This is a genomic window from Agrobacterium sp. AGB01, assembly GCF_014851585.1.
Lineage (GTDB): Bacteria > Pseudomonadota > Alphaproteobacteria > Rhizobiales > Rhizobiaceae > Agrobacterium.
Genome location: NZ_JACVAB010000002.1, coordinates 154,142 through 168,774, shown reverse-complemented (window position 1 = coordinate 168,774; position 14,633 = coordinate 154,142). Strand labels below are relative to the sequence as shown.

The 14,633-nt window shown below is 54.9% G+C and carries 15 protein-coding genes; 6 read left to right on the top strand and 9 right to left on the bottom strand.

Annotation, left to right across the window (positions count from 1 at the left end; all coding sequences use genetic code 11):
• Positions 1-332: 332 nt before the first annotated feature.
• The 4 genes from IB237_RS07580 to odc2 all read right to left on the bottom strand — a co-directional run bounded on the left by IB237_RS07580 (position 333) and on the right by odc2 (position 3,943).
• Positions 333-797, bottom strand: coding sequence for a glyoxalase superfamily protein (locus IB237_RS07580; RefSeq protein WP_192488048.1), 465 nt, complete (start codon positions 795-797; stop codon positions 333-335).
• A gap of 262 nt (positions 798-1,059) precedes the next feature.
• On the bottom strand, positions 1,060-1,746 hold the full coding sequence (locus IB237_RS07575; RefSeq protein WP_192488047.1) for an OmpW family protein: 687 nt from the start codon (positions 1,744-1,746) through the stop codon (positions 1,060-1,062).
• 299 nt (positions 1,747-2,045) lie between these two features.
• On the bottom strand, positions 2,046-2,615 hold the full coding sequence (locus IB237_RS07570) for a GNAT family N-acetyltransferase (RefSeq protein ID WP_192488046.1): 570 nt from the start codon (positions 2,613-2,615) through the stop codon (positions 2,046-2,048).
• Between the two features lie 194 nt (positions 2,616-2,809).
• Positions 2,810-3,943: an ornithine/lysine decarboxylase gene (gene odc2 / locus IB237_RS07565; RefSeq protein ID WP_192488045.1), complete on the bottom strand. Its 1,134-nt coding sequence runs from the start codon at positions 3,941-3,943 to the stop codon at positions 2,810-2,812.
• 539 nt (positions 3,944-4,482) lie between these two features.
• On the opposite strand from odc2, the gene IB237_RS07560 reads away from it, so the two are divergent.
• The 3 genes from IB237_RS07560 (at position 4,483) to IB237_RS07550 (ending at position 7,164) form a co-directional block, all read left to right on the top strand.
• A complete protein-coding gene (locus tag IB237_RS07560; protein WP_192488044.1) occupies positions 4,483-5,376 on the top strand; it encodes a LysR family transcriptional regulator in 894 nt (297 codons plus the stop codon).
• Positions 5,377-5,467: 91 nt separating this feature from the next.
• Entirely contained in the window at positions 5,468-6,112 is a 645-nt protein-coding gene (locus IB237_RS07555) for a DUF1007 family protein (RefSeq protein ID WP_192488043.1), read from the top strand.
• Positions 6,109-7,164, top strand: a complete 1,056-nt coding sequence (locus IB237_RS07550) for a nickel/cobalt transporter (protein WP_192488042.1) — start codon at positions 6,109-6,111, stop codon at positions 7,162-7,164. Before IB237_RS07555 ends, IB237_RS07550 begins: the two co-directional genes overlap by 4 nt.
• 12 nt (positions 7,165-7,176) lie before the next feature.
• On the opposite strand, the gene IB237_RS07545 is transcribed toward IB237_RS07550, so the two are convergent.
• The 4 genes from IB237_RS07545 to IB237_RS07530 all read right to left on the bottom strand — a co-directional run bounded on the left by IB237_RS07545 (position 7,177) and on the right by IB237_RS07530 (position 9,660).
• Entirely contained in the window at positions 7,177-7,401 is a 225-nt protein-coding gene (locus IB237_RS07545) for a hypothetical protein (RefSeq protein WP_192488041.1), read from the bottom strand.
• Positions 7,398-8,081, bottom strand: a complete 684-nt coding sequence (locus IB237_RS07540) for a GNAT family N-acetyltransferase (RefSeq protein ID WP_192488040.1) — start codon at positions 8,079-8,081, stop codon at positions 7,398-7,400. Before IB237_RS07540 ends, IB237_RS07545 begins: the two co-directional genes overlap by 4 nt.
• A gap of 111 nt (positions 8,082-8,192) precedes the next feature.
• On the bottom strand, positions 8,193-8,894 hold the full coding sequence (locus IB237_RS07535; protein ID WP_192488039.1) for a tellurite resistance TerB family protein: 702 nt from the start codon (positions 8,892-8,894) through the stop codon (positions 8,193-8,195).
• A 127-nt stretch (positions 8,895-9,021) separates the two neighbouring features.
• Positions 9,022-9,660, bottom strand: a complete 639-nt coding sequence (locus IB237_RS07530; protein ID WP_192488038.1) for a 2-dehydro-3-deoxy-phosphogluconate aldolase — start codon at positions 9,658-9,660, stop codon at positions 9,022-9,024.
• 154 nt (positions 9,661-9,814) lie between these two features.
• Here IB237_RS07530 and IB237_RS07525 point away from each other — a divergent pair, with 154 nt between their 5' ends.
• The 3 genes from IB237_RS07525 (at position 9,815) to IB237_RS07515 (ending at position 12,250) form a co-directional block, all read left to right on the top strand.
• Positions 9,815-10,303, top strand: a complete 489-nt coding sequence (locus IB237_RS07525; RefSeq protein ID WP_192488037.1) for a CYTH domain-containing protein — start codon at positions 9,815-9,817, stop codon at positions 10,301-10,303.
• Positions 10,287-11,198 (top strand): CHAD domain-containing protein, encoded by a 912-nt coding sequence (locus IB237_RS07520; protein ID WP_192488036.1) that lies wholly within the window; start codon positions 10,287-10,289, stop codon positions 11,196-11,198. Before IB237_RS07525 ends, IB237_RS07520 begins: the two co-directional genes overlap by 17 nt.
• Before the next feature lie 107 nt (positions 11,199-11,305).
• Positions 11,306-12,250 (top strand): rhodanese-related sulfurtransferase, encoded by a 945-nt coding sequence (locus IB237_RS07515; RefSeq protein WP_192488035.1) that lies wholly within the window; start codon positions 11,306-11,308, stop codon positions 12,248-12,250.
• Positions 12,251-12,380: 130 nt separating this feature from the next.
• On the opposite strand, the gene IB237_RS07510 is transcribed toward IB237_RS07515, so the two are convergent.
• Positions 12,381-14,591 carry a bifunctional diguanylate cyclase/phosphodiesterase gene (locus tag IB237_RS07510; RefSeq protein ID WP_192488034.1) on the bottom strand — a complete coding sequence of 737 codons (2,211 nt, stop codon included), beginning with the start codon at positions 14,589-14,591 and terminating at the stop codon, positions 12,381-12,383.
• Positions 14,592-14,633 lie beyond the last annotated feature (42 nt).

Genomic DNA, 14,633 nt, shown 5'->3' with positions numbered 1-14,633 from the left:
TAGTACATTCCTTGATATGATTGGCTCTCGCTACAACCTCTTCCTATGGTTGTCTATAACAAATATGTCACACTCGAAAATCCCCAGATGACTTTCGCGTTTAGGTTTATAAACGGTTACAAGAAGGGGACTTTATTCACACTTGAGTAGCGTTTGTCGCGTCAGCGTTTATCAAAAGCAGGAACGCAGGTGCTCAGGAAGCCCTGCGACCTTGCCATAAATTGCACCCAAAGCGCCCGAATGCGAATCAGATTACAAAACAAAGTATTAGGGCAGGCGTTTACAGGCTTGCTAACCACCCCTGCCCCAAGTTTCCTGAGCTTTTAATCTGGCTACCAGACCAGTTCCACCTGCGGCCGGCCATTCGATGTCTTCTCGGTCGTCCGGCCAGTGCCGTCAACGTTGCAATGCACGCGTTGCCTGAAAGCAGAGAAGCTCTCAAACGTCACGACATCGACAGGTTGATCAAAATGCAACGTTAACCTGTACCGCTCCGGACTGCCGCCAAGCGACTGCACGCCCAAAACCTCGGCCTCGAAAGCCTGTCCGAGATAAAAGCCACGCACCCTCGACCCCAACAGATAGGGATTGAATGGCGGACGGTTGCCGACGCACGCATGTAAGGTATTCCAGTCCCGAAACCCCATTTGTGCGGCAATCAGTTCCAGTGATTTTGAATGAGACATCTCCTGCCCCTCGGCATGGAGCCGTGCGCGAAGACGTTTTGCCTGATCTTTCAAACTCTCAAGCGATGGCAGCGCCTGAGACACATGTGATTGTGAAGCCGTATGAGCCACGACAGTTCTCCAACAAAAGCATGCTATTCAGAAGGGGCCCGCGTTGCCATCGGGTTGCATGCAAAAATGCGGAAAACCGTGGTTTGACTAAGAGAGACTTCACCATGGCATATGCCTGCGGACGGCCGGGGCTCTCACCCGTGCCGCCCTTATACGAGATAAGGCCCGTCTTCGTCAAACGGGCCTCGCTGAAAGCGGCATTAAACGGAACTGCAGCGGATATGTTCATGGAACAAACCCACTCCGCTTGGCAGCTAGCGCCTTAGAAGCGGTAAGTGATACCGGCACCGATCAGCCAAGGGTCAATCTTTGCTTTGCCGCTGACAGGACCAAGCAGGTCATGTGTTGCAGTCCACTTGGTGTCGAGGAAGATCTTCTTCACGTCGAAGTTCACACCCCAGTTTTTGTTGATCATGTAGTCGGCGCCAACCTGCAGCGCGTAACCAAAATCATTCTTCACATCGAGATTGGAGAAACCGGGCTTTTCAGACTGGTTGTAGAACAGCGAGTAGTTCACACCGGCGCCAACGTAAGGCTTGAAGTTGCCAAAATTGGTGAAGTGGTACTGCAGTGTCAGTGTCGGTGGCAGCAGCCAGGATTTGCCAACCGGTACACCGTCAAGACCACCTGTGCCATCGATCTTGGCATAGGTTGTGCCGAGGATGAGTTCTGCAGCGATATTGTCGGTGAAGAAATAGCTGATGTCGAGTTCGGGAATAACCGTATCGGAATAAGAGAGACCTGCGCCGGACAGTTGATCAACAGAACCGCTGTCATGTGTGATAACGCCAACGCCACGAACACGGATCATCCACGGGCTTGCGGCCTCGATGGCTTCTTCAACGGTTGGCGCTGGCGCTGGTGGCGCGAGATCTGCTGCCATAGCGTTGGCACCCATCAATGCTACCCCAGCCATCAACATGACCCGCATTGCGTTCTTCGTGTTCATTTCATCTCTCCTTGTACCAATTGAGCACCGAAACCTGCTTTGCTCCATCAGCGGCAGGGTTGGCACGACAACATCGCCTGCGGTTTTGGAATAGGTTTTCCTGTCAGCAGGGTTGTTGGGAGAGACTATGAGACCCGAAACAGCAACGGTGGTTTGAGCCAGATCAAACACAAGGGTTTAACACCGCGTTTTAAAACGCGGAAAATCGATTCGCGACAAAAATGTCACACAAATAATAGTTGCCCGATATGACAATGGCCCCGAAAGGGGCCACCGCACGGAATGTCAGGGAATCAAATTCAGTAGGAGAGCTTGCGGCCGCTGGCCACCAGCATGCCGGCAGCGCCATCCAGCCAACCGTCTTTCAATTCCAGCGCCAGAAAACGGTGACGCTCAAATGGACCTGGCATCACCAGATGCTGTGTTTTGGCTGCAAAGAAACCGAAACGTTCGTAATAAGGCGCATCGCCAACCAACAGAACCGCACCATGGCCACGGTTGGCCGCTTCGGAAATCGCCGCACGCATTAAAGCTGCGCCAATACCCTTGCCCTCATGTAAGGAATCAACTGCAAGCGGTCCTAGCAGAAGTGCAGGCAGCGGACGGCCTTCCGGCGTAACACCAGCTTCAACATTCCACAGGCGCACCGTGCCGATCACGTGACCATCATTGTCACGGGCAACAAGTGCCAAACCATCGGCCGGAATTCGGCCCTTGCGCAGCTTCTCGGAAGACTTGCGGCGACGGCCCGGGCCCATGGCACGGTCAAGCAGGTTTTCGCGCGCAACAACATCGCCCGGATTTTCAGCTTCGATATGGAATGTCTGCGGCGTGAAAAACGCCCGGACTGAATTGAGAACAGCGGCCATCACGGCCTCCCGTTACATAACCGCGCACAAGCGGCCCCAAAACAATATTGTGAATAAGCCGTTCCGGCCCCTCGTCCGCTCATCCTCACTGGAGGAGGTGCAGCAAGCAGGGGTTGCGCAAAGCGTGGCGCGAGGCCGGAACGGAAAGATCCGGGTTAATTGGCCGGAGCACTGACAGCCCGGCCAAAGAACACTCAGATCACATAGGCTTTGAGCGGCTCGAAACCGTTGAACGCCACCGCCGAATACGTGGTGGTGTATGCACCGGTACCTTCGATCAGAACTTCATCGCCGATCGTCAGGGAGACGGGCAGCGGATACATGTTCTTTTCGTACAGCACGTCGGCGCTGTCGCAGGTCGGGCCAGCCAGAACGCAAGGCTGCATTTCGTCCTGGTCACGCTCGGTGCGGATCGGGTAACGAATTGCTTCGTCCATGGTTTCAGCCAGACCACCGAACTTGCCGATGTCGAGGTAAACCCAACGATGGTTGTCATTGTCGGACTTGCGCGAAACCAGCACGACTTCTGCCTTGATGACACCGGCGTTGCCGACCATGCCACGACCTGGCTCGATGATCGTCTGTGGGATCTGGTTGCCGAAGTGCGTACGAAGCGCAGCATCGATTGCCTGACCGTAAGCTTCTGCCGATGGAATATCGCGCAGATACTTGGTCGGGAAACCACCGCCCATGTTGACCATCTTCAGGTGGATGCCCTGCTTGGCAAGCGAGGAGAAAACCCGCTTTGCGTCGGAAAGAGCAGCGTCCCATGCGTCAAGGTTCAACATCTGCGAACCGACGTGGAAGGACACACCGTGGGATTCAAGGCCAAGCTGGTGTGCGTAAACCAGAACATCGACAGCCATCTGCGGTACGCAGCCAAACTTGCGCGAAAGCGGCCATTCGGCACCTTCACCGTCAGTCAGGACGCGGCAGAACACACGCGAGCCAGGGGCTGCACGGGCAATCTTTTCAACTTCTTCGTGGCTGTCGACCGCAAACAGGCCAACGCCCAGTTCGAAAGCGCGGGAAATGTCCCGCTCCTTCTTGATGGTGTTGCCGTAAGAAATACGGTCAGCTGTCGCACCGGCGTCAAGCGCCATCTGGATTTCGGCAACCGAAGCGCAGTCGAAGTTCGAGCCGAGGGAGGCGAGCAGCGACAGGATTTCAGGAGCCGGGTTTGCCTTCACGGCATAATAGATCGAGCTGTTCGGCAGCGCGTGCTCGAAAGCATGGTAGTTGTCGCGCACGACCTCGAGGTCAACCACGAGGCATGGGCCTTCAGGACGGCGGGTCTTGATGAAGTCAAGGATGCGTGCAGTCGTCATCGTTATAATCCCTGTATAATCCGGCTCCGGAAATTCCGGAGGACAAAGAACGCTCGAGATATGCTTACCGATCAGCCGGTGGAGGCGCAGATCAGTTGCATACGCTCAAGGCGCAAATATGGACAAAACCCTGCCACGGGAATTATCCGGCTTTGTCTGCCATAGATTGGAGGGATTGGACCCAACCGCACTTCCGGCAATGATGGTGTGCCTCTTTAGTACCCCGGCTGATGGAAAGCCGGCAGAGAACCAGAAAGGCCCGCACCGTCGTTGCTTCAGATGTCCTCGCATTTTCCGGTTGGCCGGAATAGCGACTGGAGGGGTTAGTTCCAGGTACCTTACCGAACTCCTCACCACATCGAGGGACGGCGGACACCCATGGGCACGTGCGACTTTGGGCAAAACGGGAAATAAGAATATTCGCCGTCATAATCAAGAGGATTTTTTCATCGAATTGAGGTTTTTTTCACCATGTATTTTTTCATTGAACAGCTGCGCCTGAACGTTCAATTATATGGAACAAACAGGAGAAAACGGCCATGGATACCCTCACCCGCATCCGCGCATTTATTGACGTTGTCGAAGCGGAAGGTTTCTCAGCTGCGGCCCGCAAAACCGGGCGTTCCAAAGCATTGCTTTCGAAATATGTGCGCGAGCTGGAAGACGATCTCGGCGCCCTGTTGCTGAACCGCACGACAAGGCAGTTTTCGCTGACCGAAGCGGGCCATACCTATTACCGCACCGCCTCTGATATTCTGAAGGAAATCGACAACCTCGCCGACCTGGTGCGTGAGAACAATGCGGACCTGAAAGGCAAGTTGCGCATCTCGGTACCACGCACGTTCATCGACGCCGAAATCGGCCAGAGCCTGATCGACTTCGCCAAGGAAAATCCGGAGCTTCAGCTGGAGATTTTGGCAGAAGACCGTTTCGTTGACCTGATCGAGGAGGGTTTTGACCTTGCGGTGCGCATTACCAAGCTGGAAGATTCCGGCCTCATTGCCCGCAAGCTCTCCGATTTTCGCGTCTACGCCGTCGCCACGGCGGACTTTGTCGCTCAGTACGGTCCACTGAATGAGCCGCAAGACATGTCCCGCGTGCCGTTCATTGTCGATACCAACTCACGCTTCCACAACAACATCCGTTATTTCGAACCGAATGGCGCCAATGCCTCGGTGGCTGTCAGCGGCCCGATTGAAGTCAATTCGCCGCAGGCGACCTTGCGCGCCGCTCGTGCCGGACTGGGTGTTGCCATGGTACCGGACTTCATTGCCAAGCCCTATATTCAGTCCGGTGAACTGGTAACACTGTTCGACGACTACATCGCCAGAGACCGCGGCATCTATGCCGTTTATCCCCATCGCCGTTATCTGCCCGCCAAAGTGCGCAGCTTTGTCGACTTCCTGTCGAACTGGTTTCGCAAGAACGGATAAGTCGCCGATAAATTGATCGTGAGCTGAGTCGAAATTCGGTCCCATTTTCCGCTAAAACTGGCTGACAGATTCGCGAAGGGCACATGGGTTGATGAAAAAGACAAGAACTGCAATCGCGGCTGGGCTGTTGCTCGCCCCTGCCCCAGCCTTTGCCCATCCGCATATCTTTGCAGAAGCACGTCTCGAGGTCATTGCCGGTTCAGACGGCAACATCAGCGAACTGCGCAACATCTGGCGTTTTGACGAAATGTTCTCTGCCAGTGTGATGCTGGATTTCGACAAGAACAGCGATTTGAAGCTCGACAAGGATGAGTTGGCCGAAGTGGGCAAGGTGGTACATGAATCGCTTGCCGACTTCGACTATTATACCTTCGTGACCGAAGACGGGAAAAAGACCGACCTTGCCAAACCGGACGCCATCCATGTCGATTACGACAACGGCCAGATCTTGATGTTCTTTTCGATCAAGCCCGCTAAGCCCATGCCAATGAAAGGCAAGATGAGCTTTGGTGTGTGGGATCCGACAATGTATACCGCGATCGATTTCGCAAATGATACAGATCTGGCCACCAAGGGAGACGGTTTTAACGCCTGTAAACGTGCGGTCATCCGCCCGGACGCCGATGAGGTTCTGGCGCAGAACCAGTCTACCTTAACGGACGCGTTTTTTAACGACCCGACCGGAACAGACATGTCGAAACTGTTTTCGACAAGGCTTGAGGTAACCTGCCCATGACAAGCAGACTGAACCGCATGGTGCCGCTTCTTGTGATCAGCGGCATCTTTCTGGCAACGGCTGCCCATGCGCAATCTCCGCTTGGCATTGGCTCTGCGGAGCCATCCTTCTCCGTATCAGGTCCATTCGGCTCATTTTTCGCCTGGATCAACATGCACCAGCAAAGCTTCTATCGCGCACTGACCGGTGCATTGAAGGCGATGCGCGAAGATCCTTGGGCCCTGACCTCGCTGATCGGCCTTTCCTTCGCATATGGTGTGTTCCATGCCGCCGGTCCCGGCCACGGCAAGGCAGTAATCTCATCCTACATGATTGCCAATGAGACGGAGCTGCGTCGCGGTGTGCTCATCTCGTTCATTTCAGCGGTGCTGCAGGGCATCGTCGCCATCCTGCTGGTCGGCGCGGCCTATCTGGTCCTGCGCGGCACGTCGATCACCATGACCAAGGCCACACAAGCCATGGAGATTGCCAGCTTTGCGATGATCGCCCTGTTTGGCGCATGGCTGCTGGTACGCAAATTACGCAGCATCATGGTGCGAGAACCGGCCGCTGCCCCTGTTGTTGTTGAAAATGCTGGCGCAAGCGCCCTTGGCACCAAGGGCATGGGAACAGGTCTCAAATTTAAGGGGCAGCAGGTTTTCCCCGATCATCAGCACAGTGGCGCCGGCAATGTCTGCTCGACATGCGGTCATGCCCACGCACCGGACCCATCCATGTTGCGTTCTCGTGATTTCAGCCTGCATGAAGCATGGTCTGCCATCATTGCCGTGGGCCTGCGCCCCTGTTCAGGCGCGATCATCGTCATGAGCTTTTCGCTGTTGAACAGCCTCTATCTCGGCGGTGTCCTGTCTGTATTGGCTATGTCGATCGGCACGGCGATCACCGTTTCCATCCTCGCCACCCTGGCTGTCATGGCCAAGGACGTGGCTGTTCGGTACGCAGGTTCCGGCACCACGAAAGCCATGCGCGTCGCCACCGTCATTGAGATTGCCGGTGCGCTGTTTGTGTTGTTGATGGGCCTCGCCTTGCTCGGTGCTTCCCTGCAGTCGTGATGCGCCACGCAGTCAGGTGTCAGACTGGTCCTTGCGACGCTGGTACCGCCCGCGCAACCAGAACAGAAGAAAGAATGACAGCACTGCGACTGCGCCAAATGCCGCGGCCAGCCAGGGTGAATAATCCGCCAGCCACAGCATGATGTTTGGCATCACAAAAAACAGCAGGGCAACGCCAACAAAAATCACGGCAGCAGCAAATATCGGCGAACGCTCTTTTGGATCAGCACTGGTCATGCGGACATCCCCGCACGAATATCTTCCAGTTTGCGTTTTTGTGAGCCATCGGAGTTAAAATTGTCGGGCTCAAGCCATGCCTCAAAAGCATCACGGATCACAGGCCATTCGCTGTCGATGATCGAAAACCATGCGGTATCACGGTTCGCACCCTTTGACACCATGTGCTGACGGAACACACCTTCAAAGGTAAAGCCGTAACGTCTCGCCGTGACCTTGCTTGGCTCGTTTTCATTATGGCATTTCCACTCGTAGCGGCGATAACCAAGATCCTCGAACACATGTCTGGCCATCAGGTAATGAACTTCGGTGGAAAGCGGTGAACGCTTCATCGCTGCGCCATGCGCCACGGAACCAACCTCGATCACCCCGTTGGCAGGATCTGGCCGCATATAGCTTGCCATACCAACAACGGTACCGCCGGCATTTTCGGTAAATACCAAAGTGACCCAGCCGAGTTTCTGCCGCGCGCCTTCGATCCAGTCACCAAACGCATCGGCATTCGGGAAGGCTTGCTGCGGGAAATATTTCAAAAGGGCATTGGTTTCCAAACCGCCGAGAGCATCCCACAGTTTCTGCAGATGTGCGGTGCGATCAAATGGCTGTGCGGTGACATACCGTCCGTTAAGCGTCACCGGTTTTGGAGCCGGACATCCCTTGAAATCAGCAAGATCGCGCATTCTTTTCCTCACCATTTTGTTGAGAAAAGATGTAGGCTAGTCATTGCTCAAAAACAACAGCATATCCGGCAGCAGGGTTGCCACCTAACGCGCAACCCCACCGAAATCTTGTCAGGCCTTTGCTGCAGAAACCGTGGCTTCGATGTGGTCGACCAGCGCATCCGGCAAGCCAAGTCGGCCGGCCAACAGGTCAAGATAACCGCGTTCTGCGCGTGTATCTGGATCAATAGTCAAGCGCGACGCCGTATAAAGCTCCACCTTCTGCTCTTCGGTCTTGGCAGCGGCCACCAGTGCATCGAGATCGAGCGGTTCAGCCAACTCTTTTTCAATGAACCGTTCAGCTTCGGTATCTAGGCCGGAAATCTGTACCTTTTCCATGATACGCACGCGTTCACCGGCATCAATGTGACCGTCAGCCTTGGCGGCAGCAATCATCGCCTGCACCAGCGTCAGGGCAAAGTCATTGGACAGTGTTGCCGCCTGAGGGTGGAAGGGCGAATCTGCCGGTGGCGGCAGAAGTTCGGTTGTCGGCTCAGGCTGCGGTGCGTTCTGCGGCGCCTGTCCGGATTTGTAATTCTGATATGCGAGATAACCAAGACCGGCAATGGCAGCGATACCACCCACGGTTGCAGCGTTGCCCGCCAGCTTGCGGCCGGTCTTTGTGCCAAGAATAGCTGCGGCAAGTGCGCCGGTTTTCAGCGGGTTGTTCTTGGCGATATCGGCAGCCTGACCTGCTCTGTCACGAACAGTCCCTGAAAGTCCCGGCACCTGGGAACCAAGGAATTGTTCAAGAAGCTTCTTGGCGTCGAACATCAAAATCTCCTGTATCGATCAAACTCGTTACTGGAGATAGGAACGGCAATAGCCAAATACAAATAACAAAAAAAGCAGCGTGACGGGTATCACACTGCTTTGCGAAAATTCTGGTCTTGCTATCTGATTAGACGGCGAGAGCCGCTGCTTCTGCTGCAAGCTTGGTAATGCCAGCCCAGTCGCCAGTTGCCACCAGTTCACGCGGTGCAACCCAGGAACCGCCAACGCAAACAACGTTTGGCAATGACAGATAGTCATTGGCGTTCTTCAGCGAAATGCTACCGGTCGGGCAGAAGAAGGTGCCCGCCAGCGGCGAAGACAGTGCCTTGAGGTAAGGTGCGCCACCAGCTTGCTCGGCCGGGAAGAACTTCAAGACCTTGTAACCTTCATCGCGCAGCGCCATGACTTCGCTGGCGGTTGCAGCACCTGGCAGCAACGGAACCTTGGAATTTTTGGCAGCATCCAGAACGCTTCTGTTAACGCCTGGGCTGACGATAAATGTCGAACCAGCTTCAACAGCCGCGTCGAAATCCCGAGCATTGAGAATGGTGCCGGCGCCGACATGCGCGCCTTCAACTTCTGCGGCAACGGCCCGCACGGCATCAAGCGCCGCAGGTGTGCGCATGGTGATTTCGATGGCCTTCAAACCACCGGCAACCAGTGCACGGGCCAGCGGGACGGCAGAGGCAACGCTGTCAACAATCAGAACAGGCACAACCGGCTGAAGTTTCAGGATGGAAAGAAGTTTTTCAGAGTCCTGCGCCATTATGGTGCCTCCCAGATATGAAACGATTGAATTACAGGTGATGAATTATCGCGTCGTGATTGTCCTGTCGAGACTAAAGCAAATATTTCAGGCAAATTGCTTTTTCCAAATGAAACCATGAGATAGTGTGCCACAAAATTGGACATGGGCTTGCATGGCAAAAGAAATAGAACGCAAATTTCTCGTTTCGGGCGATGGATGGAAAACCGACGTGTCCTCCAGCATGACCTTCCGTCAAGGATATGTCGTTTCAACAGAAAACCGCTCAGTCCGCGTACGCATCGTCAACGATGAAGACGCCACACTAACGATCAAGATTGGCGCCAGCAGTCTTGTACGCGACGAATATGAATATTCGATAGCGCTTGGCGATGCGCAGGAGATGATCGGAACCGCCATTGGCAATGTCATCCAGAAAACCCGCCACCTTGTCGAGCACAACAACTTCACCTGGGAAGTTGATGTCTTCGAAGGTGTATATGGCGGTCTGGTCGTTGCCGAAGTGGAACTGACATCGGTCGACGACAATCCCGACCTGCCAACATGGCTGGGCCGTGAAGTGACCGGCGACAAACGGTACTCGAACCAATATCTGGCCACGGAAAACCTGCTCGGGGAACTGCCGGATGTCGTATCGTCTTGATCCTGCAAAACCATTTGCGGAAGAGGTGCGCAAACTTGGCAGTGCGCTGCTGGCAGACGCCATTGCCATTTTGTCCGAGACGACTGGCGATCGCCACGAAGCCATTCATGAGGCACGCAAGAAGTTCAAGCGTCTGCGTGGCCTCTACCGGCTGATCAGGCCGCTGGCCCCTGGTTTCTTCAAAACGGAAAATGCCCGCTTGCGTGACGTTGCCCGCTCGCTTTCCGGTGCACGCGATGCCGCCGCTCTGGTTGAAAACATCAATTACCTTCACCAGCACGCTCGTTCCGCCGCAGAAGCCGAAGCACTTGATATGGCACGCGCCGCGCTGACGCAAAGACGTGATCGCATTTACAACGAAGAAGGTGATCTCTCTGGCGTCATAAACGCTGCCATAGCCGAGTGCGAAAAAGCGCTGATCGCCGTGCAGGGCCTGTCCTTGCCTGACAGCAGGCGCAGCATCGCCAAAGGCATTGCCAGGGCCTGGCTGACAAATGGCAAAAAAGCCGCCCTTGCCCAGCAAGAATGCCGCAAGGGAGAGAAAGCGGAAGCTTTCCACGACCTGCGCAAATGTTGCCAGACCTACCGCATGTATCTCGCCTTGCTGCGAAAAATCTGGCCCTCCGCAATGCTGGCCAAGGAAAAGAACGCCACCACTCTCGCCGAACTGCTGGGTCACCAGAATGACCTTTCGGTGCTGGCCGCCTGTGCAGATCGCGAACCCGATATTTTCGGCAATGGCGATACACTGGCCCGGTTGCTGGACGCCATCATCAACCAGCAGCAGAAGCTGGAACAGACATCTCTGGAGCTGTCCGAGCTCGTTTTCCGCGATCGCCCAGACGCCGAAAGCAAGACCATCAAGTCACTCTGGAACCGGGCATGCGCTGCGTGAGAATGCCTGTACACCAAGGGATTTGACAAAATTCAAAATCACCTGAACCCTGTAAAAATCGTCGAATCCGCATTGCGTAGCGTGCCGTCTGGCTGTATTTCAGCGCCATGACCGACACAACAATTCTTCCACGCCCGGAAGCCACTGGCGAATTTCTCGTGGCTGCCCTTTATCATTTCGCAAGCTTTCCGCAGTTTGAAAGCTTCCGCGAAACGCTGTTCCGCGCCTGCCAGGAAAATGGCATCAAGGGCACGCTGCTGCTGGCCCATGAAGGTATCAACGGCACGATTGCCGGGACGGACGAGGGCATTGCCAAAATTCTGGCTTTCATCCGTTCGCAGCCGGAATTTTCCGCGCTGGAACACAAGGAAAGCCGCGCTTCCAAAATGCCGTTCGTGCGCATGAAGGTGAAGCTGAAAAAAGAAATCGTCACCATGGGCGTTCCGGATATCGATCCGAAGAAGATTGTTGGCACCTATGTCGACCCGAAGGACTGGAACGCGCTGATCTCGGATCCTGAGACGATCCTGATCGATACGCGTAATGATTATGAAACGGCAATCGGCATCTTCAAGGATGCTGTCGATCCGAACACCAAGACATTTCGCGAGTTTCCAGACTGGGTGAAAAACAATCCCGGCCTGCACAACAAGCCGAAAATCGCCATGTATTGCACTGGCGGCATTCGCTGTGAGAAGGCCACTGCCTTCATGAAAGAGCAGGGTTTTGAAGAGGTTTACCACCTCAAGGGCGGCATCCTGAAATATCTGGAAGAAATTCCGCAGGAAGAAAGCCTCTGGGAAGGCTCATGTTTCGTGTTCGATGAGCGCGTTTCGGTGACCCACGGACTGGCCGAAGGCAACCACCAGCTTTGCCACGCCTGCCGCAATCCGATTACCCCGGACGTTCGCCTGTCTCCTATGTTCGAGGAAGGCGTATCTTGCCCGGGTTGTTATGAGGAACGCACGGAAGAAGACCGTCAGCGTTTTCGTGACCGTCAGCAGCAGATCATGCTGGCCAAGAAACGCGGTCAAAAACACATCGGCAGCTAAGCCGATCCAGTCTAAGCCAACACGGCTTATATCAAAATGCTGGGGCATACTGATTTGAACGTCAGTGTGCCCTTATCTTTTGGAATTTGATTGTCCCGGAAACAGGTAGGCTGAATACACGCAAAGCCGCTCAGCCAAATGCCCTTTGCTCATCACGGGGCAAGGTTGCCTTCTGGCGTTCCAACAGCAAAGTCACCTCTTCCGGCGAAACCGGCTTTGAGAACAGATATCCCTGCAATTCGTCGCAACCGCACAATTGCAGAATGGATGCCTGCTCGACGCTTTCCACGCCTTCGGCCGTGACAGGAATTTCCAGCGAGCGCGCCAACGCTACGGTCGCTTCGAGCATGTCAAGCGAACGGCCACCATTCTCCAGAGCCGCCACCAGAGAGCGATCAATCTTCATTCTATTAAAACCGAAACGACGCAGATATCCGACACTGGCAAAACCTGCGCCAAAATCATCCAGCGCAATCTGAACGCCAAGAGCCTTCAGCTTCTCGATGACAAAGCTGGCACGTTCAGGATGCTGGATGAAATAGCCTTCTGTCATCTCCAAGCGTAGCCGCTCCGGCTCCATCTGGGTTTGACGCAACACATCATGCACAGAGGTTGAGAAGGACGGATTTCTGAACTGAACCGGAGAGATATTCACCGACAGTTTGATCTCTGGCCAGCGTCGGGCGGTCATGCAGGCTTTGCGCAACACGATTAGACCCAACTGGTCGATAAGACCGCTGGTTTCCGCGACCGGAATAAACACCTCCGGAGACACAGGACCGTGCCCGTCACGGTTCCAGCGCACCAGGGCCTCAACCCCCGTGATGCGGCGGCTTTTTGCACTGACGACAGGCTGAAAAACGACCGTCAATTCGTCTTTTTCAATGGCACGACGCAAATCCGCTTCCAGCATGTTGCGGTCTTCACGTTCGGTATCCAACTGCTCATGATAGGAAACCCAGCGACCGCGGCCATTTTCTTTGGCTTCATACATCGCCATATCGGCGCGTCTCAGCAATTCCTCGCCGTCGACCTCGCCGCGCTCGGAGGTCGCAACGCCAATGCTACAGCCGATCGTTGCGACGCGCTCACCAATCACGAATGGTTCGGAAAACAGCAACAGACAGGCCTCACAGAGATCAAGGCACTGCTGCTTAGAATAGGGACCGTTGATGGCAACAGCAAATTCATCGCCGCCCAAACGCGCAAGAACCGCGTCTTGCGGCACAAGCATCTTCAGGCCAGCAGCAACGCCCTTGATCAGACGATCACCCGTTCCGTGTCCGTAGGAATCGTTGACTTCCTTGAAACCATCCAGATCGAGATAGAGAAGGTTGACGTCATCGGACCCCAGGCGGGCTTTGGCAACCATCTGCTCAAGACGCTGGAATAGTCCGGCGCGGTTGTAAAGGCCGCTGAGACGATCCCGCAGCGCCTCTTCCTTGGCATGCGCCTCATCAGTCTTGATACGGCCAATAATTTTTGAGCCGACAAAAAACAGCGTCAGGAAAAACAGGCCGGCAATAACCACAGCCAGGAGAACAGTCGGGCGCACCTCACGGAAGCTGACATCACCGGGTGCACGCGAACGCCAGGTCAATTTGCCAAGCACCTCACCTTGCGGACTGAAGATGTTCACGAAGTAGCGAGCGTCAAAGTTGGCTTTACGCAATTGCAGACCATCGACAACATAGGTTTTCGACAGACGCTTGATCTTGGCGGTGTCCAGATGACGGGCGAACACCAGATAACGACGTGTCTCACCAGCGGGAACGTCAAGTGCCATCTTGGGGCGGATGAGTGCTGCGCCGACAACGGTAATGCCGCGGTCCGATTGGACAAAGCCGGTCGTCTCTGGGTTCTGGCCGAAAGGTATCTGCCGCACAGTCTTGAGCAGCTCTGTCAGACCGGTCGGGAACAGTTCCTGCGGAGAACGCAGAACCGGCTGCCCGAACTGATAAAACATCTGAACACGGTTATTTTCGTCAATCACCAGCGCCGTATCAAACAACTCGCTGTTGACAGTCATATCGCCGTAGTTGCTGACAACCCAGTCGTGACCATTGGCGGCGTAAACGAACTGGGCAGCATCGTCCCAGGCGGCATAGTCGTTTAGCGTTGCACCCAACTGAGCCTGAAACGTCTCCAACGCACCGGTAATGGTTTCGCGTGAACGTTCCTCATCCAGCTTGTTGGTGTTCTGGGCAACGTCGTTCAGAGCGGACAAAACGAGCATCGTGACGACTGTTACAATAACGGCCAAAGCAGCAAGGAGAGCAGTGACGATGCGACGCCACTCTCTTTGCGATGTATTCACGACGTTTCGCGGTTTGGTCCGCATGCAATTCCCTTCGAGAAAACAACACTTTCCGGGGAAATTATT